This window comes from Paenibacillus swuensis, assembly GCF_001644605.1.
GTDB classification, from domain to species: domain Bacteria; phylum Bacillota; class Bacilli; order Paenibacillales; family DY6; genus Paenibacillus_N; species Paenibacillus_N swuensis.
Genome location: NZ_CP011388.1, coordinates 4,974,281 through 4,998,733, shown reverse-complemented (window position 1 = coordinate 4,998,733; position 24,453 = coordinate 4,974,281). Strand labels below are relative to the sequence as shown.

General features: G+C 48.9%; 19 protein-coding genes and 1 riboswitch. Of the genes, 16 read left to right on the top strand and 3 right to left on the bottom strand.

What is annotated here, in order from left to right:
- Positions 1 to 79 precede the first annotated feature (79 nt).
- The 6 genes from SY83_RS22405 to ilvD all read left to right on the top strand — a co-directional run bounded on the left by SY83_RS22405 (position 80) and on the right by ilvD (position 9,185).
- Entirely contained in the window at positions 80 to 1,006 is a 927-nt protein-coding gene (locus SY83_RS22405) for an ABC transporter permease (RefSeq protein ID WP_157279909.1), read from the top strand.
- A gap of 15 nt (positions 1,007 to 1,021) precedes the next feature.
- The gene (locus tag SY83_RS22400) at positions 1,022 to 1,897 is read left to right on the top strand and encodes a carbohydrate ABC transporter permease (protein ID WP_068610634.1); all 876 of its coding nucleotides are present in this window, start codon (positions 1,022 to 1,024) and stop codon (positions 1,895 to 1,897) included.
- Positions 1,898 to 1,919: 22 nt separating this feature from the next.
- A complete protein-coding gene (locus SY83_RS22395; RefSeq protein WP_068610632.1) occupies positions 1,920 to 3,836 on the top strand; it encodes a glycoside hydrolase family 36 protein in 1,917 nt (638 codons plus the stop codon).
- A 112-nt stretch (positions 3,837 to 3,948) separates the two neighbouring features.
- On the top strand, positions 3,949 to 5,688 hold the full coding sequence (locus tag SY83_RS22390; RefSeq protein ID WP_068610630.1) for a sensor histidine kinase: 1,740 nt from the start codon (positions 3,949 to 3,951) through the stop codon (positions 5,686 to 5,688).
- Positions 5,685 to 7,313, top strand: coding sequence for a response regulator transcription factor (locus SY83_RS22385; RefSeq protein ID WP_068610628.1), 1,629 nt, complete (start codon positions 5,685 to 5,687; stop codon positions 7,311 to 7,313). Before SY83_RS22390 ends, SY83_RS22385 begins: the two co-directional genes overlap by 4 nt.
- A 183-nt stretch (positions 7,314 to 7,496) precedes the next feature.
- A complete protein-coding gene (ilvD, locus tag SY83_RS22380) occupies positions 7,497 to 9,185 on the top strand; it encodes a dihydroxy-acid dehydratase (protein WP_068610626.1) in 1,689 nt (562 codons plus the stop codon).
- A gap of 54 nt (positions 9,186 to 9,239) precedes the next feature.
- Here the strand turns inward: ilvD and SY83_RS22375 are convergent, their stop codons facing one another.
- Positions 9,240 to 9,524, bottom strand: coding sequence for a hypothetical protein (locus SY83_RS22375; protein ID WP_068610624.1), 285 nt, complete (start codon positions 9,522 to 9,524; stop codon positions 9,240 to 9,242).
- A gap of 79 nt (positions 9,525 to 9,603) precedes the next feature.
- A complete protein-coding gene (locus SY83_RS22370) occupies positions 9,604 to 9,903 on the bottom strand; it encodes a DUF3055 domain-containing protein (protein WP_068610622.1) in 300 nt (99 codons plus the stop codon).
- Positions 9,904 to 10,131: 228 nt separating this feature from the next.
- Between SY83_RS22370 and SY83_RS22365 the strand changes: the two genes are divergently transcribed.
- Positions 10,132 to 11,133, top strand: coding sequence for an HRDC domain-containing protein (locus SY83_RS22365; RefSeq protein WP_068611300.1), 1,002 nt, complete (start codon positions 10,132 to 10,134; stop codon positions 11,131 to 11,133).
- A 224-nt stretch (positions 11,134 to 11,357) separates the two neighbouring features.
- On the opposite strand, the gene corA is transcribed toward SY83_RS22365, so the two are convergent.
- Positions 11,358 to 12,293, bottom strand: coding sequence for a magnesium/cobalt transporter CorA (gene corA / locus SY83_RS22360; RefSeq protein ID WP_068610620.1), 936 nt, complete (start codon positions 12,291 to 12,293; stop codon positions 11,358 to 11,360).
- Positions 12,294 to 12,782: 489 nt separating this feature from the next.
- Positions 12,783 to 12,903, top strand: a riboswitch (SAM riboswitch).
- Between the two features lie 104 nt (positions 12,904 to 13,007).
- On the opposite strand from corA, the gene metA reads away from it, so the two are divergent.
- The 9 genes from metA (at position 13,008) to mqnC (ending at position 24,445) form a co-directional block, all read left to right on the top strand.
- On the top strand, positions 13,008 to 13,925 hold the full coding sequence (gene metA / locus SY83_RS22355) for a homoserine O-acetyltransferase MetA (protein WP_068610618.1): 918 nt from the start codon (positions 13,008 to 13,010) through the stop codon (positions 13,923 to 13,925).
- Between the two features lie 29 nt (positions 13,926 to 13,954).
- Complete coding sequence (locus SY83_RS22350) at positions 13,955 to 15,139, top strand: PLP-dependent transferase (protein ID WP_157279908.1); 1,185 nt, start codon at positions 13,955 to 13,957, stop codon at positions 15,137 to 15,139.
- The gene (locus SY83_RS22345) at positions 15,132 to 16,301 is read left to right on the top strand and encodes a trans-sulfuration enzyme family protein (protein WP_068610613.1); all 1,170 of its coding nucleotides are present in this window, start codon (positions 15,132 to 15,134) and stop codon (positions 16,299 to 16,301) included. Before SY83_RS22350 ends, SY83_RS22345 begins: the two co-directional genes overlap by 8 nt.
- Before the next feature lie 210 nt (positions 16,302 to 16,511).
- The gene (locus SY83_RS22340; RefSeq protein ID WP_068610611.1) at positions 16,512 to 17,897 is read left to right on the top strand and encodes an EAL domain-containing protein; all 1,386 of its coding nucleotides are present in this window, start codon (positions 16,512 to 16,514) and stop codon (positions 17,895 to 17,897) included.
- Between the two features lie 135 nt (positions 17,898 to 18,032).
- Positions 18,033 to 19,196: a type III polyketide synthase gene (locus SY83_RS22335; RefSeq protein WP_068610609.1), complete on the top strand. Its 1,164-nt coding sequence runs from the start codon at positions 18,033 to 18,035 to the stop codon at positions 19,194 to 19,196.
- Entirely contained in the window at positions 19,189 to 19,938 is a 750-nt protein-coding gene (locus tag SY83_RS22330) for a methyltransferase domain-containing protein (protein ID WP_068610607.1), read from the top strand. Before SY83_RS22335 ends, SY83_RS22330 begins: the two co-directional genes overlap by 8 nt.
- Entirely contained in the window at positions 19,922 to 21,094 is a 1,173-nt protein-coding gene (locus tag SY83_RS22325; protein ID WP_068610605.1) for an NAD(P)/FAD-dependent oxidoreductase, read from the top strand. Before SY83_RS22330 ends, SY83_RS22325 begins: the two co-directional genes overlap by 17 nt.
- A 43-nt stretch (positions 21,095 to 21,137) precedes the next feature.
- Positions 21,138 to 23,216 carry an MMPL family transporter gene (locus SY83_RS22320; RefSeq protein WP_068610604.1) on the top strand — a complete coding sequence of 693 codons (2,079 nt, stop codon included), beginning with the start codon at positions 21,138 to 21,140 and terminating at the stop codon, positions 23,214 to 23,216.
- A 95-nt stretch (positions 23,217 to 23,311) separates the two neighbouring features.
- Positions 23,312 to 24,445 carry a cyclic dehypoxanthinyl futalosine synthase gene (gene mqnC / locus SY83_RS22315; protein ID WP_068610601.1) on the top strand — a complete coding sequence of 378 codons (1,134 nt, stop codon included), beginning with the start codon at positions 23,312 to 23,314 and terminating at the stop codon, positions 24,443 to 24,445.
- The last annotated feature ends 8 nt before the right edge of the window (positions 24,446 to 24,453 follow it).

The following is a 24,453-nucleotide window of genomic DNA, read 5'->3' as shown; positions in this document are numbered from 1 at the left end:
AGAATGCGGACCGCTCGCGGTCCGCATTCAACATGTATAAATCAGTCGAGGCTTTATAGAGAGAAAGAGGTGTTAGACGATGGAGATGACCCGCAAGAAAACAACGTTCTCAGAGAGATGGAACCTCAGAAAGACATGGCCGCTGCATGTGTTTCTACTGCCGTCCGTACTGTTACTTCTGATCTATAGTTATGTGCCGATGATGGGCATTGTCATCGCCTTTCAGGATTATAAGCCTTACAAAGGAATTACAGGCTCCGACTGGGTAGGGATGAAGCATTTCATATTCATGTTCCAGGATGAGCGTGTTGTTCAGATTATCGCCAATACGTTAATCATCGCTTTATCTAAAATGGTGATGGGCTGGATTGTACCCTTGCTGTTCGCATTATTGCTAAATGAAGTACGAATCGCTTTCTTTAAGCGAACAATCCAAACCCTTGTCTACCTTCCCCACTTCCTTTCCTGGGTTATTCTGGGCGGAATTCTGACAGATATGCTCTCTGAAAAGGGACTGATTAACCAATTTATTGCCGGCCTGGGCTTTACACCCGTATTCTTTCTGGGAGACGGAGATTGGTTCCGGGTAACGTTGGTTGTCAGCGACCTGTGGAAAGAGTTCGGTTTCGGCACCATCATCTATTTAGCAGCATTGGCGGGTGTGAATCCCTCCTTGTATGAAGCAGCTGAAATTGACGGCGCGAACCGGTGGAAGCAAACGATTAATGTGACTATACCGTCGATCATTCCGGTCGGTGTTATTATAGCGACTTTATCTCTCGGCAATGTGCTGAACGCGGGCTTTGACCAGGTGTTCAATATGATGAATCCGATTGTGAAGGATAAAGCCGAAATTATCGACACTTATGTGTATCAATTAGGATTAACACAAGCTTCATTCTCACTCGCAACGGCGGTAGGATTGTTTAAATCGGTGATTTCGTTCATCTTGATCGCCGTCACTTATCGCATGGCTGTGAAATTCGCAAACTATCGGATTTTCTAAGGAAGGAGGATCATCATGTATTATAAATCACCCTCATATCGTCTGTTTAACTTTCTAAACATCTTGTTTCTTTCCTTAATCAGCATCGCGTGTATCTTGCCCATCGTGCATGTTCTGGCAGTATCGATCAGCGACAGCGCGCCGGTAACCGCCAATCTGGTAAACTTCTGGCCGATCGGGTTCAATCTGGATAACTATGCGAAGACATTCAACTCTCCCAATTTCCTGGATGCCTTTACGGTAAGTATAATCCGGACAGTGCTCGGCACTTTCATTTCTATGTTGCTATGCTTTACTGCGGCTTACTCCATGTCCAAAGATGATCTGTACTTCCGCGGCAGAACATTCTACGCCTGGTTTTTCATCATCACAATCCTGTTTAACGGCGGACTGATTCCGACTTATATCGTAGTCGTGGAAACGGGCATCAAGAACACGATCTGGTCATTAATTTTGCCTGGTGCGGTTGCCGTCTTTAATGTCGTGTTAATGATGAATTTCTTCCGCGGCATTCCCAAGGAGTTGGATGAAGCTGCGCAAATTGACGGGGCGACCCATTTCCGTACCCTGTTCCAGATTTACCTGCCGATATCCATGCCTTCGATTGCCACGCTTTCTCTGTTTACGATTGTAGGTCACTGGAACTCTTGGTTTGACGGGATGATCTATATGGAGGCGGATAAACAACCGCTGGCTACGATGATTCAGGCACTGGTCAAAAATATGGATTTCACCCGCGTTCAGCTGAACCCGCAAGATATTAAAGATTTATCGGAGCGGGGCTTGAAGGCGACACAAATCTTCCTCGGGGCGCTGCCGGTTCTGGTCGCGTATCCGTTCTTGCAGAAATATTTTGTTAAAGGCATGACGTTGGGATCTGTTAAAGAATAAGAGAAACAGGAGAGTTATACCTATGAATATAACGATATCATCAAACGGCACAATGCAGCTTACACATGAAAACATCACTTGGAGCGCTTATCCGGGCTTGAACGAAAAGCATCTGCATCCCCTGTCCCTGGAAGTACAATCGGCGGCGGACGGCGGCGGACAGGTTGTATATCAACTCGAACAAGGCAAAGTTACGCTTAAGGCAGAGCCTGACGGTCAAGGCGGATGGAAGCTTAATACCACATTGGAAGGCTTAAGCGGGAAATGTCATTGGTTCCACCCTCTATTCGACATCGACATGTTGGAAACTACGGGTGCGTACCGTCTGGGCTTCGGTTTCGGCGGACCGTCGGGTTACCTGAATCCGCAGCAGATTAAGGAATTGAAAGAGCCGTTTCACAGCTTCGGCATGTTCGGCGCGCAGTATGGAAACGGCTATGTGATGATCTCCTCGGATCGTCATGATGCGTATCTCAATCGATATGATATCGTTGCCTCCAACCGGGAAGACGCAGGATTGTTACTCTCTGCGGGATTCCGTGTGGAACATAAACAAGAAGACCGCATTGAATTGCCAACCCTCTACCTTACTTTCAGCTCCACGCTGGAAGCGGGATTGGAAGAAGCGACAGCGCGTATCGCTGAAACGATGGGCGCGAGAACGCATCGCGAGCCTGCGTACCATTGGTGCTCTTGGTATGCGGAATATCATAATTTTTCGCAAACCCATCTGGAAGAGTTCATGCCTGCGTTTAAAGAGCTTGAAATTCCGCTTGAATTCATACAGATTGACGCGGGGTACTGTGAATCTTCCGGCGATTGGCTCGAGCCGAATGCGGAATGGCCGCTGGGCCTGGAAGGCGCTTTCCGGACCATCAAGGAGAACGGGTTTAAACCCGCAATTTGGGTAGGACCGTACATGGTGGGAAATCGCAGCCGAATCTTCAAGGAACATCCGGACTGGCTGTTGCGCTTCAATGACGGCAAGCTGTTGACGCCTTGGAGATATTACGACGAGTGGAAGATGATGGGCAAGCCGGACGAAGAGTATTATGTGCTCGACACGAGTCACCCGGAAGCGATGGACTATGTGCGCACGGTGTTCCGCACGATGAAGGCCTGGGGCGCCGAGATGTACAAGACCGATTTCATCTTCTGGGGCGTGGAGGACAGCACAAAGGTGAAACGGCATACGCCGGGTAAAACTTCGATTGAATACGTCACGGACATGCTGCATATCATCCGGGAAGAAATCGGCGAAGAGAGCTATTGGCTTGCTTGTATCGCGCCATTCATGCCTTTTGTCGGACTTGCGGACGGTATGCGTACCGCTTACGACGTCGGAGCAACTTGGAACCCTGTCGGAACAGGCAACCTGATCCGCGAAGTGCCGGCTTCCAATCATATGAACCACGTCTTATGGCAGAATGACCCGGATGTCATGATGCTTCGTGAATACTACATGAATCTGAAACCGAATGAGATTGAGGCACTCGCACTGTTTCAGGCGGTATCCGGAGGCGCGATTGTAGGTTCAGACGCGCTCCATCGGATTGCGCAGGAACGCCGGGATCTGTTCGCTTTCGTCCGTCCGATGTCCAAGCGGACTCCTTCGACGCCGTATTTGGACCGTCCGAGAAAGCATATTGTGTTTACGCATGAGGATCAAGTGACGGGAAGAGGTATGCTGTACTTCTTCAACGCAGGCGATGAGGCTGTAACCGAGCTGTATGACCTGAAGGAATTGCTGGGCTCCGATAAGGCTTCCTGGTGGTGCTGGAACAATAATGAGCGCAGCGAAGAGAGCGTGAAGGAACTTGCCGTACCATTGCCGCCGCATTCCTGCCGGTTGTACTACACATCCACTGCGGGGGAGATGTTCCCGGACAAGGTAACGAATATATGGGAATGGATTGAGCATAAAGAGATTAACAGTTAAACTGGTAGAGTAATTCGAATCGGAGAGGCGGACCTTCCTGAGAAGGTGCTGTCTCTTCGATTGTTGTATTTTTGGCGCATAAACCAGACTCAATAACTTTGGGGGATTCTTAATGAAACAGATGGATATTTTTCGCAAAATATTGCTTACGATGGTCGGGATGTTAATTCCTATTGTTGTGTTATTTGCTTACTCCAATAAAGAAAACGTTTCCGTTATCGAGCGTGAAATTAAATCTTCGTCGCTTCATAAATTGTCCTTCTTCCAAAGCCAAATGGATGCCCAAATCTACCAGTTGAACACCAATATGCTGACTTTGGTTTCCGATGTGGATATTCTCAGGTATGTGATCCGGTTTGATGAAGATCCGTTTGAAGCCACGGTAACCCGTAAGTCGCTGGAGAAAAGGCTACTGCATTTAAGTTTAACGAGCCCGTGGAACAATCGAACGGCCATTCATGCGCCTATGAGGAAAGAAGCGGTTTCCAGCGATGCATATGAGATTTACAATCCTAAGCGATTGAATTTATTGAACCGGAAAACATGGTTATTCTCAGGCGAGCCCGACAGTCCAAGTACTTGGAAATTCACCAAATTTATGTCCGAACCGAAAAAAGCCGCCGGAGATATCAACAAAGTTAACATGGTTATTGAATCCCAATTCTCGGCTATGAACATTCAGGATATGCTCGATACGTATAAACTCGGCAGTTCCGGAAACCCCTTCCTCTGGATGCCCGAGCCGGATCGAATTATAGGTAATCGAACCGCGAAACCCGCTAATTTAGAGATGATCACGAATCAGCTTGGAGATATTTCTCTGGGGGAAAGAGGTTCGGCGACCTTTAAACTCCAGAGTGGAGAAGAAGTGCTCTTAACTTACGTCAGCATGCCGCAGCTTAACGGTTATATCGTTGATTATGTTCCCCTGCAAAACATTCTGTCACCCATTTTCAAGAATACGTACATCTTCTATATCACATGCATTATGTTGCTGATTACTGCTTGTATTGCAGCTTTCTTATTGTACCGTCATGTTCAGGTTCCGCTGCGTAAATTAAATACGGGTGTGCAAAGTATCAAGCAGGGAAATTACAGCGCGCGTATTACAGGGATTACAACTTCGGAATTCGACCAGTTGTTTGTCCGCTTTAACCAGATGGCCGAACAGATCCAGAAATTGATCGAGAATGTATATGAAGAGAAAATCAGAGTGCGGGACGCGACCTTAAAGCAGTTACAATCTCAGATTAATCCTCATTTCTTATATAATTGCTTTGCGCATATCGTTCACATGTCGGATCTCGGTTACAATGAGGGGATTACAGCGATGTCCCATAATCTATGTGACTATTACCGTTATTCCACACGAGTGGACAAGCCGAATGTGTTGCTTGAGGAAGAGCTTAAACTGGTGGAAAGTTATCTGGAAATTCAACAGATTCGAATACCCAGACTGACATATACGATGGAAATCCCTGATGAGATGTATGGTCTTGGCTTTCCAAGATTACTGCTACAACCTTTAGTAGAAAACGCTGTTATTCACGGAATTGAGCCCTATTTCTCAGCGGATACGATTAGAATCAGAGGCGCCGTCACAGAGCAGGGCTGGGAAATATGGGTAGAAGATAACGGACCCGGGATGACGGAACAAGCGGTTCGCCAGTTAACGGAACAAGTGGAGACGGACGACTTCCTCTCCGCGGACAGTTACGGTTTACGCAACGTCCATCAACGTCTTCATATCGGATACGGCCCACAATCCGGCCTTCGGTTTCAAGCCTTGCCTGGCGGCGGTTTCCGGGCCGGTATAGAAATTTACAACAGGAAGGAGCTTGAAGCAAATTGACACAACTGTTGATTGTCGACGATGAAGTGCTCATCGCCAACGGATTGGCTGAATCCCTGGATTGGCCGTCTATGGGAATTGACACCGTATTTAAAGCTTATTCCGCGGAACGAGCGCTGGAGCTTATGCAGGAACATACGATTGATATTGTCATTACTGATATTCGTATGCCGGATATAGACGGACTAACGTTGCTTAGAATCATCCGCCGGAAGTGGAAGAAAACGAAAGTGATATTGCTTACAGGTTATTCTGATTTTGATTACGCCCAGGAAGCGATTCGTGAACAAGCCGTTGATTATATGCTAAAGCCTGTCCGCAAAGACCTGTTGGAAAAAACCGTCAGGGGGGTGTTAGAGCAGCTTCGCCAAGAATGGGAAGAGGTGTCTTCGTTTCATAAAGCGATGCAAACCTTGCGAGGACATTTGCCTGAATTGAAGGCGAATCTACTCAACGATATTATGAACGGCATGAAATTTCCGGTGCAGGATTTGGAAGAGAAACTGGATTGGTTTAATCTTTCTTTTCGTCTAGGCGAGACGTGTCAACTAATATTGCTCAGACCGGAATACTCCCCGGGTACAGAGGGAACGAACAGCAAAGCCTTATTGGAGTACGCGTTGTTAAACATAGCCGAAGAAGGTTGTAAAGATCTCTATGAACTATGGAGCTGCAAAGATCATCATCAACATCTCATACTTTTAATTAAACCTATAGGACAGAACGAGTCGACGGATCAAGGAACCGGGATTGAGCGTTTTGCCACACAATACTATCATAATGTCAAACAATACCTGCGAATGAATGTCACGCTGTTTCTGGGCGAGCCGGGTCCGTTTCCCTCCGGTATACGCGGTCAGTATGAGCAAGCCTTATCCTCATTGCGTAAACAAAGCGGAGATTCCGAACGCTTCCTTGTCCAGGCCAGTGAACCTTTCGCAGGGGCGACTGTTTCTTTAAGCAAACTTCACGAGCCGCCGCTCTTAAATCATTTGTTTGAAGTCGGCCGCTGGGAAGGCGTTACCCACAAGCTGAAGGAAGTGTATACCGAGCTGCAGGAATCGGGGAGCGCGGAGTCCGGAGAGCAAGTATCCGAAATATATTTTCAATTTGCCGCCGCCGTATGTTCCAGCCTTCACAAACAGGGCAAATCCGTGACGGAGACGCTTGGACCTTTGTATCACCGGATGCTGGACGGCGTTCCTTTGCGGGGATTATCAGATCTCAAGGATTGGACCGGTCAGGTCGTGGAGCGGTTGCGACAGGAGTTCGGTGACGACACAAGAACGGGACGCCAGGACCTCATTCAGAAAATGCAAGATTATATGGTAAAGAATATGGCCAATGACATCACTTTGCACAGCATCGCGGATCATGTTTTTATGCACCCGACTCATTTGTCTAAAGTTTACAAGCAAGAGACGGGGGAAGGTATCAGCGACTTTCTCTTGCGCTTACGCATGGAACATGCCGCGTATTTGCTTACGGAAACGGACAAGCGGAGTTATGAGGTCGGGTGTGACGTAGGCTATGTAAACGCGAATTACTTTACGCGGGTGTTCAAGAAACATTATGATATGACACCTCAGGATTACCGGGATAAAATACGCTTGACCAAGAGTTAACTTAAGTAGAAGGTACAGGCCTATAGATATCCTTTTGCGCGTCGATTCAAAATTGTTGTTAATTTCAGACGATTTGGCATGGGCAACAGTCCTTTAAAGTGTTAAAATAAAACTATTATTTTGTCTGTCTATGACATCATTTGTAAACTATCAACTCTAATCGATCCTAGGAGGACCTTTCACATGGCTAAACCCCACAAAATGCGTAGTGATATGATCAAAAAAGGCTTCGACCGCGCGCCTCACCGCAGCTTGCTGCGTGCCGCAGGCGTGAAGGAAGAAGATTTCGGGAAACCGTTTATTGCGGTTTGCAACTCTTATATTGATATTGTTCCGGGACATGTACATCTTCAGGAGTTTGGCAAAATTGTAAAAGAGGCGATTCGCGAAGCGGGCGGCGTTCCGTTCGAATTCAACACGATCGGAGTCGATGACGGCATTGCCATGGGGCATATCGGCATGCGTTATTCCCTTCCGAGCCGCGAGATTATTGCCGATTCCCTGGAGACGGTTGTTAACGCGCACTGGTTTGACGGCATGGTTTGTATTCCAAACTGTGACAAGATTACACCGGGCATGATGATGGGCGCGCTTCGCGTCAACATCCCGACCGTGTTCGTCAGCGGCGGACCGATGAAAGCCGGTAAAGACAAGAACGGAAAGTCGATTTCCTTGTCTTCCGTATTCGAAGGGGTCGGCGCATACCAGGCAGGTAAGATTAACGAAGCGGACCTGGAAGAGTTAGAGCAGTACGGCTGTCCGACTTGCGGATCCTGTTCAGGTATGTTCACGGCCAACTCCATGAACTGTCTGGCGGAAGGTTTAGGTTTGGCGCTTCCGGGGAACGGCACAATCTTGGCTGTTTGGGAAGAACGCAAGGAATTTGTTCGCCGTTCGGCCAAGCAGCTCATGGAAATCATTAAACTGGATCTGAAACCTAGAGATATCGTCACCATTGAAACGATCGACAACGCATTCGCGCTTGATATGGCGATGGGCGGTTCGACGAACACCGTGCTTCATACACTGGCTTTGGCGCATGAAGCGGGCTTCGAGTACCCGATTGAGCGGATCAATGAAGTGGCCAAACGAGTTCCGCATTTGGCCAAGATTGCTCCGGCTTCGGATTATCACATTGAGGATGTCCACCACGCCGGCGGCGTGAGCGCCATCATCAATGAAATTCTGAAGAAGCCGGGGGCCATGGACGGGGACCGCATCACGGTCACCGGCAAGACGCTTCGCGAGAACGTGGAGGGCTGCGAGATTCAGAATACGGACGTGATTCGTCCGATTGACAATCCGCACAGCCCCGAGGGCGGGCTCGCCGTTCTGTTCGGCAACCTGGCGCCGAACGGTTCAATCATTAAAGTCGGCGCGGTCGATAAGGAAGTGGGCGGACGACATGTCGGACCGGCCATCTGCTTCGACTCGCAAGACGACGCGTTGTCCGGGATCGCGAACGGCAAGGTCAAGGAAGGCCACGTGGTGGTCATCCGTTACGAAGGGCCGAAGGGCGGACCGGGTATGCCTGAGATGCTGGCGCCGACATCGCAGATCGTCGGCATGGGCCTAGGCGCTAAAGTCGGCTTGATTACCGACGGGCGTTTCTCCGGGGCATCCCGCGGCATCTCCATCGGGCACATTTCGCCGGAAGCGGCGGAAGGCGGTCCGATCGCGTTCGTGGAGGACGGCGATATTATTGAGCTTGATCTGGTCAACCGCACGATCGAGCTTCAAGTCAGCTATGAAGAGATGGAGCGCCGTCAAGCGAACTGGAAAGGGTTTGAACCGAAGATTAAGACGGGTTATCTTGCCCGTTATTCCAAGCTTGTTACTTCCGCCAGCACGGGCGGCGTTATGAAAATCTAAATAAACAAAGATTATCCCCGGCCTGTTGGGCCGGGGATTTTGTCTGCCAAGGAGTTAACCGCGTTCAACCGGATCTTCGTTACGGCTCTCATCATGTGTCGGATGACTGCCGGGATAGTCACGCGAGATTCCCTCATGCAACTCGCGGTTTTCGTACGTAAACCGATTCGGCGGCCGCTGATCTTTACGGTAGGGTGCGCTCTTGCCCAGCTTATCCGATAGGATAGACGAACCATAGGGGCCTTCCGGAAACTCTTCAGCCACCAAGTCGTTGCGTTGAGATTCCACAGTGGATAAATCGGTATATTCCTCGCGGTCTTCGTTCATGATTTCAGTCATAAAAAAAGAACACCTCCTTCACTTCGGATGTGTTCCCATTGTGCCCTGCAAGAGATGAATTATGAGTTGCGGAATGAAATCAATCTGTGAAGTTTACGGCACCCACGACCAAATATAAGAAGGAGCGTAACTCTTCGGCGGCATCCTCCGGGATTTTAAAGAAAAATTCCAGGTACCCTTCTTCATCAAGATCATCAGGTCCCAATATAGCTGTGCGTCCCGACTGCAGATCCGTCACAAGCTTCTTTCCATAGAATCGGTTCGTTGAAGTAATCGCGAGATCAAACCTTTGCAGGCTAGCCTCTCCGATAAAGCATACGAAGCGTGTAGACGTGCTTTCCGTTGTATCTGACAAAAAGTCAAAAGCTTCCGCTGACATCCGTTGTTCATCCTCCGTTCGTAGTAGGCATCCAGAAAACCATTATACAGGATTGAGGAACTACGTGTAAGTCTTCTCAAATATTTTGGAGAAACCTGTTGCAAACTGTTCAAATATATGGTAATTTAACATTAATTGAATCAACCACAGAGGAAGCACCTCTTTCTACGATATCGTAGGAGGGGTGCTTTTTTGTGTTTATTCAACAATATTGCGGAGGTGTGGCTTATGCATTTGGTCTTTTTGAACAGCTTGGAACGTAAGACAGGGATGGACAGCACGATTACGGCTCAGGTATCGATTTGTGAGAATCAGGGGATCTGGAACATTTATTGGAATGAACCGGATGCAACAGGAACGCTGCAGCAGGACGTGTGGTATGAAGGAGCGCATTGGGATGAGATGATTAGCGCGTTCCGTTATCGGTTGGCGGAGAAGATGAGTTTAGGATTTATCCCTGTGATCGACGGTGGGATGCAAGGAGTACCCTCGGTGAACGGTCAGGGCAAGAGCCGGATGGCACAGATTCTGTACTACTACAGTGAGCAGCATTCGAATGAAGCTCTGTACGACGAGTTGCGCGAATGGAGAAGGGTTCAAGCGGGCAAGGAAGGGAAAGCCCCCTACTTAATCGCTTCGAATCGGGCGCTTAAACTGCTTGCCGCCTTTGTACCTTGGTACAAGGAGGAGTTGCAACAGTTGCCGGGTTTCGGAGCCGCGAAGACGGGAGCTTATGCCGAAGGCATCGTTGCGATTACCGTTAAACACGAACGCAACGGGGATTTCCCGCTGAACTGGGTGGAAGAGGGCGTGGATTCCGAAGCGTTTAACGGATGGTTTCATAAACAGCATGAGCTGAAGCTGAAGAATGACTTCGATAAGAAGGTGGAAAAGCGCAAACTGTTGGAAGGTATACAACGCGGCGAAACGCTGGATGCGTTGGAAGATCAACTGTCCGTCCCCCGGCGAGAGCTGATTGCTCTGATTGAAGAGCTGGACAAAGAAGGCATTCCCGTGGATGGACTTGTGAATAACGAACTTGCTGCGGTTCCTGAACAAGAGTTAACGCAAGCTGTTCTTGCCTTTGCTCAGGAAGGCCACCGATATCTGAAGCCCGTTCTCCAGCATATCTATACACCGCAAGAGCTGGAGGATAAGGATGTGAACCGTATTTATGAATGGCTGCGGCTGTTGCGAATCCGGATTCGGAGGGAGACTGCGGCGGCTTAAAGTTTGCAAAGCAAACTCTCTTCGAAAGCGTTACTTAGTTTGCGAAGCAAACTCTCTTCGAAAGCGTTACTTAGTTTGCGAAGCAAACTCTCTTCGAAAGCGTTACTTAGTTTGCAAAGCAAACTCTTCGAAAGCGTTACGGAGTTCTCCGCTTTATAATACCTCGATTTATCCTATGCCCCTATAAAAAACACGCTGCAGCTTATGCTACAGCGTGTTTCTTCTTACAGCCAACCCCGTTTGCGGAAGTAATAGAACATGCCTCCGCCAAGCAACGCCATGCCCATTGAAACCAAAGCGGCCCCCATGGGGGAATGTAATAAAGGAATGTAATCGAAATTCATTCCGTAAAATCCGGTCACAAACGTGAGCGGCATGAAAATCGTTGTGATTGCGGTGAACACACGCATGACTTCATTCGTTCGATTCTCCAGAGACATCTGATAGGCTTCCCGCAAGTTCCCCATGAGGTCGCGGAAGGTTTCGAACGTCTCGGAAATTTTGATCGTATTCTCATAGATGTCGCTGAAATATTTCTGGAGCTGGTCGTTAATAAGCCGCAATTCCTTCTTATTCAACGTAAAGATCAAGTCCTTCTGCGGTCCCAGCGCTTTCTTCAACCACAGAATTTCGCTTCGGAGCGAAATAATTTCGTTCAGGTGAGATTTCTTCGTGTGCAGAAGAATTTCTTCTTCCAGCTTCTCGATCTTGGCTTCAATCCGATCGGCAACCGTGAAGTAATTATCTACAACCAAATCCACCAGATGATATAAGAACCGGTCCGGCGCGTTCACTTCCTCTTCCCAGAGAACAGGTTTAATCGCCCGGATTTCGTTAATTTTCTGTTTAGTAACTGTAATAATATAATTTCTGCCTAAAAAAATGTTCAAGGCTCTCAAGAAAATCTCTTCATCATCATAACGAATGCTGTTAATTACAATAAAATATTGATGATCGTAAAGCTCGATCTTCGGACGTTGTTCTTCTTCCGTTAAACAGTCCTCAACGGCTAACTCATGCAGGCCGAACAAGGGCTGCAGCTCTTCCAGGTCTTCCGTATCCGCGTCAATCCAATAAAATCCGCTTTCCGGCGGCGTAAGCGGCATCGTAAATTCTTCCAACAGAGTAAACACTCCGTTATTAACCAAACGTACCTTCATGTTCATCACTCCTTTGCTCTCTTTAAGCACCCCTAACCGAAGGGCATTCAAAGCACCAAGGACGGAACAGCCGAAGGCATTACGAAATCAAGCAGCTCTTGATGGTCAAGTAAGCAGCCGGTTCGCGCGGGATCGCCGACGAATAAGTTATCATTCCTTGATGCTTCTGTTGCCCAGTGAATACACTTGGTCTCGGTCGGTCTCCGTCCATACGAACTTTCACCCCTTGTCATCTGCTTTGGTTTCAAGTACTTGTCTAGTATATACTCCAAGCATAGAGGATTCAAGAAGAGAATGCGATCTTCTTATATACCCTAAAGTATGGCGAAAAGCCTGACCTTGTGACGTTTTCAAGGGCTTTGCAAAAGTGGATAGAATGTCTATAGATGATTTCATCTTGTCTAATTATCAGCTTGACGATAAATTCATTATCGTATACATTTAAAGAAGGATTTTCTGACAGATGCGTTATAATTTCATATCGTTTAACTCTTATCAAGAGTAGGTGGAGGGACTGGCCCGATGATACCCGGCAACCGACGTTTGGATCCAAGATCCGGAGCGCACGGTGCTAATTCTTGCGGAAACGTAAATTTCTGAGAGATGAGAGAGGTGAACCTTTTTTTGCGTTCGTGAACCTTTCTCTATGTAGAGAAGGGTTTTTGTTGTTTTTTGGCGAAACATGAAATACACAGATGAGGAGTGCTACCACTAATGCCGATCAAAATACCGGATACTTTACCCGCTAAAGAAGTGTTAAGTCAAGAAAATATTTTCGTGATGGATGAATCATTCGCTTTTCAACAGGATATTCGTCCGTTAAAAATAGTGATCCTGAATCTGATGCCCACAAAGGAAACGACAGAAACGCAGTTTATGCGTTTAATCGGGAATACCCCGCTGCAGGTCGAATGTGTGTTGCTTAAACCGAAGACGCATACCTCCAAAAATACATCCGCCTTGCATTTGGAGCAATTCTACAAGACGTTTGATGATATCAAGAAAGATCGCTTCGACGGTATGATTATCACGGGCGCGCCTGTGGAGTTGATGGACTTCGAAGATGTGAACTACTGGGATGAACTGACCCAGATCTTCGAGTGGAGCAAGCGCAACGTTACGTCGACCATGCATGTGTGTTGGGCCTCTCAAGCGGGTCTGTACCATCATTTCGGCATCCCCAAGTATACTTTGGACAATAAAGTATTCGGCGTGTTCCCTCATCAGGTATCAAAGCAGAATGTTAAGCTGTTGCGCGGATTCGATGAAGAGTTTTACGTTCCGCAATCCCGCCATACGGACATTTGCAGGGAGGATATCGAGAAGGTGGATGAGCTGGAAATTCTTTCTGAATCCGAGGAGGCGGGGGTATATCTTGTTGCCACGAAGGACGGCAAGCATATTTTCGTTACGGGACATTCGGAGTATGATCCATGCACATTGAAATGGGAATATGACCGCGATGTTTCCAAGGGCATGGATATCGCCATCCCCAAAAATTATTACCCCAATGACGATCCGTCAAGGCAACCCATTACACGATGGAGAGCGCATGCGAATCTGTTATTTTCCAATTGGCTCAACTATTATGTGTACCAGGAAACCCCGTTTGAATTAGGCGAAGGCATTTAATCCATACGAATTCTAAGGAGGACCCAATCATGACTTCCAGACAAATCGAAAGCCGTTTGGCCCAAATCGGATCTATATCGGAGCCAGTAACGGGAGCGATCAGCTTCCCAATCTACCAATCTACAGCCTTCCGTCATCCCAAATTAGGAGAGAGTACGGGATTTGATTATGCCCGGACCAAGAGTCCCACCCGTACGATTCTGGAAGATGCCATCGCGGAACTGGAGTCGGGGGATGCGGGATTTGCGACTTCTTCGGGAATGGCGGCGTTACAGACGATTTTTGCTTATTTCAGCCAAGGGGATCATTTAATAGTTTCATTAGACCTGTACGGAGGCACTTATCGTTTGCTTGAGGATATTATGCTGCGCTTCGGCGTTACGGCCACTTATGTGGACACGAATAACCTTGATGCGCTGGAGTCCAGCCGTACGGCAAACACCAAAGCCGTTCTGATCGAAACGCCTACGAATCCCCTTATGATGATTACGGATATCGCCGAGGTCGCGACTTGGGCGAAGAAGCACGGCATTTTGACCATTGTGGATAATACGCTTCTGACTCCTTTCTTGCAAAGACCGATTGAGTTAGGCGCGGATATTGTCATTCACAGCGCAACCAAGTATCTAGGCGGGCATAATGACGTTCTGGCTGGGCTAATTGTGACCAAAGGAGAAGCTTTGTCCGAGCGGATGGCGCTGTTGCATAACTCCATTGGCGCCGTACTTGGACCGCAAGACAGCTGGTTGTTGATGAGAGGAATGAAGACGCTGGCGCTCCGGATGGAAAGGCATGAATATAACGCGACGAAGGTAGCGGAATATCTCCTTACGCATGAAGCCATTTCCGATGTATACTATCCTGCGCTGCCGGATCACCCGAATTACGATATCCAAAGAAAGCAGTCGTCCGGAAACACAGGCATTCTTTCTTTTAAAGTGAAGGATGCGCGTTATGTTGAACCGATCTTGCGTCATATCCGGCTGATCGCTTTCGCGGAAAGTCTTGGCGGGGTCGAATCCCTGATGACTTATCCCGCGGTACAAACCCATGCGGCCATTCCCGAGGAAATTCGCCGTCAGGTAGGCGTTGATGACAGGCTTCTTCGCTTTTCGGTGGGCATAGAGCACGCGGATGATATTATCGCCGATCTCGGTCAGGCTCTTGCCTCTTCCAAACTTGAAATTGAGGGAGGCGTAGCCGCATATGAGTAAGGATAATTCCAAGGCGCGCAGCCGTAAATTTGCTACGGATCTGATCCATTTCGGATCTGAGATTGATAAACATACCGGAGCTTCCTCCGTACCTATTTATCAGGCTTCCACTTTTCATCACGAATCATTGGCAAATCCGCCGGAATTCGACTACTCCCGTTCAGGTAACCCGACCCGTCAGGCTTTGGAGGATTATATCGCCAAGCTGGAAGGCGGCGTTCGCGGGTTCGCTTTTGCTTCAGGGATGGCGGCGATTTCCACTACCTTCATGCTGCTTTCGGCGGGCGACCATGTGATCGTGACAGAAGATGTTTACGGCGGAACCTATCGGTTGTTAACCAGCATCCTGTCCCGGATGAACATTGAGACCACGTTCGTGGATATGACCGATTTCAACCAAGTGAAGGCCGCTCTTCAACCAAATACTAAGGCGGTCTACATCGAGACACCTTCGAATCCAACGTTGAAAGTTACGGATATCGGTTTGATTGCGGAATGGGCTAAATCTCATGATTTACTTACGATGCTGGATAACACATTCATGACCCCATATCATCAACGTCCAATCGAGCACGGAATCGACATCGTTCTGCACAGCGCCACCAAGTTCCTCGGGGGGCACAGCGATGTGCTTGCGGGGCTGGCGGTGGTTGCGGACGACAATCTGGGACGCAGACTGAAAATTTTGCAAAATGGGATGGGCACCGTACTAGGCGTACAAGATTGCTGGTTGTTAATTCGCGGCATGAAGACGCTTAAAGCCCGAATGGAATATTCGGAAACCGGCGCTGGGAGACTGGCTCAGTGGCTATCCGAGCACCCTTCGGTCACCAAGGTCTATTATCCGGGGCTGCACGACCATCCGGGACGCGAGATTCATGAGCGCCAATCGCTGGGCTACGGGGCCGTTGTGTCGTTTGATGTCGGGTCGGGCGAGCGCGCCAAGCAAGTGTTGGATAAGATCGAGTTGCCATTGGTAGCTGTATCCTTAGGAGCTGTTGAGAGCATTCTGTCCTATCCGGCCATGATGTCGCATGCGGCAATGCCGAAGGAAGTGCGTCACCAGCGCGGGATAACAGACGGTCTTCTGCGGTATTCCGTAGGCTTGGAGGATATTGAGGATTTAATCGATGATTTATCACGGGCTCTTGCACAGGAGTAATTTGGCTAAAAATGCTTCAAATGCCCATAAAAGGACATATAATGGCAAAATAAGACGTTTGTCGCTTCCAGTCTGCGACTTACGTCTTATTTTATGCTAATTTACTGTTTCTTGACGGTATACGGCTATTTTTTGAGGATTATGTATGATAAAATATTCGGAGATGACAAGCTCTAGCCACATTCTTAACGACTAACAGGGGGACCGTTTATGGGATTTACCGCATCGGTGAACAGATGGAAAGCCAAGTTTGGTAAAGCGGATTCTGTTCCTTCATACAGTACCGCAGGGTTTCCTCTGGAAACAGCTCTCATTGATCCGGTTATCGACCGAATACATGAATTGCGGCATCGTGAAACGGAATGTGCCTTGTTACTGATTCGCATAGAAAATTTCAGTCTGCTTGCTTATACATATGAAGTCCACGTCATGGAGCAGCTGAACATCCAGATTAAGGAAGCTATAGAGGATATTATTACAGAAACGGTGCAAGAAGATATGCTTTACGGTATGAAGCAGTTTGGATCTGAGGATTTTGGCATTTTCCTGAAGGAGACAAGCCAGAACGCCTTTGCCTATTTGAATAATCTGGGTGATGACGTCTGTCGGAGGCTGCTTACGGTCATTGAAGAACTTCGGTTGCAACCTACCACAAGCGGCTCACTGACATTTATACATAGCCATACGGTATTAGAAAGAAGTGTGGAAAACACCCACTTCGCCGTACAGAACGCTTATTTCTATGCAAGAACACAATTTAACGGCAGAATGACTACCGCCGTTCATCCATATAAAGAAGATATTATATCTATATTAAATGAAGAGAATATTACGGTGTTGGCTCAGCCCATCATGAATTTGCGGAACGGTGATGTGTTTGGCTGGGAGATTCTCACCCGGGGACCGCGTAATACCCCTTTCTATGGACCCACGGAACTGTTTGATTTCGCGTTCCAATCCGATTTGTTAATCCGGATGGAATGTCTCGTCATCCGCAAAGCCTTGTTGGAAATTGCAACACGCCGCATTCAGGAACAGGTGTTTATTAACGTTACTTCCGTATCGTTGGCACAACCCATCTTTCTTGAGTTCCTCCTTAATGAACTGAAGGAGTTCCCGGATGTGGCCTCGACACAGCTTATTTTTGAAATTACAGAGCGCCATGCCATTAGGGATTACCACGAAATGGGATTAACGATAAGTAAATACCGTTCACACGGCTTCCGGTTTGCGGTGGATGATGCAGGCGCCGGCTATTCCAGTTTGTTAACAATCTCCGAGCTTATTCCGGATATTATCAAGATTGACAAGTCCCTTATCCAGAACATAGATCAAATATCGGTGAAACGATCCATGCTGAAAGCTCTAATGGCGTTCGCCCAGGATATTCGATGTGAAGTTGTAGCGGAGGGCATTGAACGGGAAGAAGAAGCGGAAGTACTGTTCCAACATGAAGTTCAGATGGGACAAGGCTATTACTTCGCAAGACCCGAGCCGTTGAACGGAGCAACACCGCTGGAGCGTACGAATCAACTGGAAAATTTCCAAAGCATGAAAGTGAAAATTAAACAATTGCGTGAGGCAGCCCAAGAATAGGGGTTGCCTCTTTTTTTTTGGACGACACTTAGGATAAGCATATTCGGTGTACTACAGGGCTTTCCTCGCTAATACAATGAGGGTAGACACTTCTTGTCCTCCAAGGGATGGACAAACTGAGGGGATGGATGAACGATGAGAACTATTTCACTTGCTCCGGCAATTCTCGGGTTGGGTACGGCGCTGCCTCCCCATAAGGTTAATCAAGCTGAGGCTGCCACTCGTCTGGCGGACGCTTTGTCCGAAGACAGAGACGCTTCGCGGTGGGCGCGAAGAATATTCAATCAATGCGGGGTGGATACCCGTTATACGTGCGAACCGAACCTGCTTGAACCCGCTCCCCGAAGTATGTACTTGCCGGGAACACCGGAAGACAAGATCCCTACTACAGCGGAACGAATGGGACTCTATAAGCAGGCTTCCGTTGAACTTGGTTACATGGCCGCCGTAAGAGCTTTGATTGATAGTGCGCTGGATGCTGATGATATAACACACCTGATTACGGTTACCTGCACAGGTCTTTTTTTGCCTGGATTGGACGCGGCGCTGATTCGAGGGCTGGGTCTTTCCAACGATGTGGAAAGGATCCCTCTGCAGTATTTGGGATGCGCAGCAGGATTAAAGGCCGTCTGTTTGGCCCGACAAATAGCAGATCGCCAGCCGAGAGCCCATGTTCTGATTGTGTGCGTTGAACTATGTACGTTGCATATACAACCCAGCTCCTCCAAAGAGGACTTATATGCGGCCGCCTTTTTCGGTGACGGTGCTTCAGCCTGTGTTGTTGGCGGAGCAGAGAGCAGGCGGGGGCGGGACGGAGTATTTGAGTTGGGGGAGCACCGTTCCGTCTTACTGCCGGATTCTTCGGATGAGATGACTTGGGAGATTGGTAATTATGGCTTTTCATTGTATCTTTCCCCGCGCATCCCGGAATGGATCGGTGCCTATCTGCCCCTCGAAATCAAAGTTCTGTTGAAAGAGGAGGAATGGCCTGAGTTGTGGGCTATTCATCCCGGCGGAAGAGGCATCATTGATGCTGTTGAGAAAGGTATGGGATTGACTTCGGAGCAAACGCGGGTTAGCAGAGAGGTGTTACGAAAAGTGGGGAATCTGTCCTCCGCAACCATTATTTATGTTCTTCAGGATATGAGAAGGGAGCTGAACGCATCCAGCGCCCGGCGTTCAAGCGGGGTAGCGGCCGCATTCGGTCCAGGCCTAACAGCTGAATTGCTCAAGTTTCATTACGTTCCTGGAATAATGAGCAGCCATTCTCAGCCTGAGGATGCATGCTACCATGTTTAGCTTGTTGAAGAAAAGATCCACCCTTGAGGAATATATGGATCAACTGGATCAAGGGGGGCCGGAGTTAACAGAGGCGCTGCGTCATTTGAGACGGCTTAACCGGATCTTTGCCGCAGCAGGTCCTACCATTTATGGTATCGAACGTTTATGGGAGGCTTCCGGTAAACCGACGGAGCTGACCGTGTTGGATATTGGTGCGGGATCGGGTGACGTAAACAGGCGATTGCTTACATGGGCAGACACCAAAGGAGTTCAAGTACAGATTACGTTAATGGACATTACCGAGGAAGCTTGTGCGGAAGCAGTCCGTTATTACTCGAATGAACCGCGAATTCAGGTTGTACAGGGGGATCTGTTCCGAATAAGCGGTAAAGATACGGCAGACATTGTTACCGCAACTCAATTTCTTCATCATTTCACGGGGGATACGCTGACACAGGCTTTACGTTGTATGCACCGGGCCTCCCGGATCGGGGTAGTAATCAACGATATTCACCGGCACTGGATTTCCTGGTCGGCGGTATGGCTCATGACCCGTCTGGTTTCGCGGAACCGTTATATTCAGCATGATGGTCCGTTATCCGTGGCCAAGGGATTCCGGGCGGCCGATTGGAATCGTCTGGCTGATTCTTGCCATGATGAGGTCCTGCTTACTTATAAGTGGAGGCCCTTATTTCGGTACGCAGTGATCTGTCAATCGGTCTCTGCTGAAGGAGAATCAGTTCATGTTCCCACCCGATAAAGCAGACGCTGTCATCATTGGCGGTGGCTTGGCCGGCAGCTCCATGGCGATTGGGTTGGCTAAAGCCGGATGGAACACCGTCCTTATGGATCAGAACAATTTACCGAAGCATAAGGTATGCGGGGAGTTCCTTTCCCCGGAATCCATAGCTATGTTGCATGTCCTTGGACTTCAAGAAGCCGTTGATGCGATAGGTCCCGCTGAAATAGACAAGGCGATTCTGACACTGGCCAACGGCGCGACACTGACCATTCCCATGCGGGAGAAGGCAATGGGGATCAGCAGGTATCAGCTGGATTTCATCATGCAACAAAGAGCGGAGGAACTTGGCGCGCTGTGGTTAGGCGGTACGTCGGTTTCCGCGGTGAAGTGCAATGAAAACGGGACTTATCTGGTTCAAGCGTACACCAAAGGAGGGCAGGAACCCCATTCTTCGATAACGGCCAAATCTGTAATTGCGGCGTGGGGACGGCATCCTCGGGCGGATTTAGCCGTAAACGATCCTGCTGTGCCCTCTTCTGCATCAAGAACCAGAGCGGTAACCTATGTGGGTATTAAAGCGCATTACGAAGAAGTTCCGGCCGGAGGCGCGGTGGAACTTTACTTTTTTCGCGGCGGTTACATCGGTCTATGTCCTATTGAAGAGGGACGCACGAATGTAACCGCGCTGATGACGGAGCGAGCATTTCAGGAAGCGGGTAAAAGCGTTGCCGCCGCAATCGAATCGGCATCCACCCAGAACCCTGCCTTACGCAAACGATTAGCGGTTGGTTCACCGATTGTCGGCAGCCTTTCCGCTACATCACCGGTAAGACTGGACCGTCAGCTTAAGGCATGGAGCCGCTTTCCGCTTATAGGCGATGCCGCTGTGATGATTCCTCCGTTATGCGGTGACGGAATGGCGATGGCGCTGCGTTCCGCACAATTAGGTTTGCCGCTGGCGCATCGGTACTTATATGGGGATCTGACGATGGATGGCTGGCAAATCGCGTACACCCGCGAGCTTACTCGTGAATTTACGTCTCCGGTTCGAATGGGAAAGTGGCTCCAGGGGGCACTTTCTTCAACAGGGATGGGGACGATTCTTTTTGGCTTAGGCAAGGTTGCTCCGTTCATGTCCAACCAAATATTCAGGGCGACCAGACTCCGAGGCTAAGGAGAGAAACGGGTGCGAAAACCGGAAGGGGCGAATCATCCTCATGCTGTATTTATGGCTTGCAGACAAGGCAATCCGGTATCCTCGCGGCATTCTGATCACTTGGCTCGTTTGTTTAAGCTGGTTCGCTGCGCATGCGTCTGACTTACCCGCTGTTCTGCATGATCACGGATTACGAACACAGGGATCCTATAACGATGTTCAACATGTATTGTCGGAGGACTTCGGAATTCCTGAAGATCCGGTTATCGTTCTTTTTGACGTTCAAAAGAAGGTGTCTTCGGATGAATTTCAATCCTACTTGGAGCAAAGATTGCACGTTGCCGCGAGCATTCAGGGTGTAAAGAAGATCATTTCACCTGTCAACAGACCCGAGATGCGTAAAGCGAATTTCGCTTACGCACTGATTGAATTCAGCCAACCCTCCGGTGAAATGGAAGGGGCGCTAAAGGAGCTTCGTCAGGTTTTTCCGCCACAGGAAGGAATCGGCGTCAGGCTGACAGGGAGCAAGGTTGTTCAAACGGATGTCAACGCGGCCAGTCGAACCGATTTAGGTAAAGCCGAAAGCTTAGGAATCCCCATTGCCTTTATCATCATGTGGCTGGCATTCGGAAGCGTTTGGGCCGCTTTATTGCCCGTATGGATGGGAGTAATCTCTGTCGCAGGCGCAATGGGCTTTATGGCCGAGCTTGGTAAGCATGCGGAGCTTTCCTCTTTTGTTTTGAATGTGATCCCGATGGTGGGATTGGCGTTAAGCATAGATTTTGCGCTTATGATGGTCAGCCGGTTTCGGGAGGAGTTACACCGGCGCTCTGCGGGTGATGCTTTACGCATCACGATGGAGACCGCGGGCAGGGCCGTTGTGCTGTCTGCAGCCTGCGTGGCTTTGGGACTGGCAGGAATCGCTTTTATTCCCATGCCCATATTCGCATCGGTCGCTTGGGGTGCTATGGTAGTACTCTTGTTATCGGTCCTTCTGACTTTAACCTTGCTCCCGGTCATCTTGTATAGGCTGTCCGAACGTTTGCGCGCGCCGCGTTACCCCATGAAAACCGCGGGAATATGGCGCTGGTCCGCACATGCGGTCATGCGCCGCCCAGGAACGGTAATTATGTTCGGATCCGGTTTGCTGCTTGTCTGCCTGCTGCCGTTAAACGATATGCGAATCGCTATTCCCGATGCCAGCTCGCTCCCGTCTGAATATGCGTCAAGACAAGCTTTCGAAGACTGGGAGGAGGTTTTTCAGACCCACTCAGCGAACAATGAAACCCCGGTCAATCAGGTATGGGCAATCATAGGCAAGGATAATCGGCAACTCACCCGTCAGGATTTGGGACATATTCGTACTGTAATCAAGGTTCTGACGTCGGATCCACAAGTTATCCATGTGCAGTCCGTCTTCTCCCGACAAGGGCTGCCGGTTCAAGCCCTTCTTCGCAAAGATTCCACGGTGTTGAAAGTAACGTTGAAAGGGAGCCCTTCCGATGCGGCAGTACAGACCTGGATGACACGATGGGAGCAACTTCAACTCCCAGAACCTTTAACAATTCTATGGGGCGGTGAAGCGAAGTATCAGCAAGAAGTGTTTGAGACCCTTCGAAAGTCAATGCCGGGGGCATTGATTTTTATCGTATTGTCCAATTTTATCGTTCTTTACATCGCATTTCGTTCATTCCTCATCCCCCTTAAGGCTTTGCTAATGAATGCTTTGAGCATCGGTGCCGCCTATGGGGTACTGGTTATGGTTTCGCCGTGGATCAGCGGTGAAAGTCATGAGGCGGTGGCCGTCATGATTCCTATCTTCATATTCGGACTGGTGTTCGGCATTTCCATGGACTACGGGGTGTTTCTGTTGTCCCGAATCGCTGAGCATTACAGGCTGACAGGGGATAATGAACAAGCTGTTGCTGAAGGACTTGCCTCCGCAGGAGGAATTATTACATCGGCGGCGTTGATTATGATGGCTGTTACCGCACCGTTCGCCGCCGGAGATGTGGCGGGGGTCAGGCAATTGGGCATTGGAATCGCGGCGGCTGTGTTTATAGACGCGACAATCATCAGGTTGCTCCTCATTCCTTCATTAATGAAGTGGCTGGGTCCGTGGAACTGGCGCGGCATCTAAGCTAAGGCTCTAAGGCTCGCCAGTGGATGACGGTAGAGAGTGTTTGTGATACGATGTAGGAAACAGGATTTCGATCGAGTAAGGAGTGACTCCCCATGAGTACAGTAGAACAAATTTTACATAAGGCTGCGACCGGCGTGCGGATTGATACAGAAGAATGTATCACGTTGTTTGAATCCGATCAGGTTGAGAAGATAGGTAATGTAGCTAACCAAATTATGCTGAAATGGCACCCGGAGCCGATTACCACATTTGTGGTCGGGCGGAATATAAATTATACGAACGTATGCGATGTGTATTGCCGATTCTGCGCGTTCTATCGTTCCCCGAATTCCGATGAAGGTTATGTATTGCCAGATGAAACGATTTTTCAGAAAATCCAGGAAACGCTTGATGTGGATGGAACCGAGATTCTGATGCAGGGCGGAACCAATCCCAATTTACCATTCAGTTATTACACGAACTTGCTTCGAGAGATTAAGAAACGCTTTGATATTACGATGCACTCTTTCTCCCCCGCGGAGATTATGAAGATGGTTGAGGTGTCAGGATTACCCCTCGAGCAGGTTGTCCGTGAGTTGCACGAAGCCGGCTTAGACTCTCTGCCGGGTGGCGGCGCCGAGATTCTCGATGACCGCACAAGACGCAAAATCAGCCGTCTGAAGGGCTCCTGGAGGGACTGGATGGATGTGATGCAAACGGCGCACCGCATTGGCATGCACACTACGGGCACGATGGTCATCGGGTTCGGAGAGTCTATGGAGGAGCGGGCGTTACATCTGCAGAGAATCAGAGACGCGCAGGATGAATGCTTGAGCCATGGTTACAAGACGCCCGGATTCCTGGCTTTCATCCCATGGACCTTCCAACCGGACAATACGAACATGAAAGCGGAGAAGGTGTCGCCCGAGGAGTACTTGAAGACATTGGCGATTTCCCGTATTATGCTGGACAATGTAGCCAATTTCCAGTCCTCCTGGGTAACGATGGGTCCTGAAGTAGGCAAAACCACGCTATCCTACGGTTGTAATGATTTCGGCAGCACGATGATTGAAGAGAATGTCGTATCCGCCGCGGGCACAACGCATAAAGTCAACATCGAATCCATTCTCAGACTGATTCGTGAAGCAGGTAAAATTCCTGCGCAGCGAAACACCAAATATGAGATTTTGCGTGTATATGATGATGCTTCGGCCACAGTGAACAAAGATTTTATTATGCAGAATTAGCGTAAACT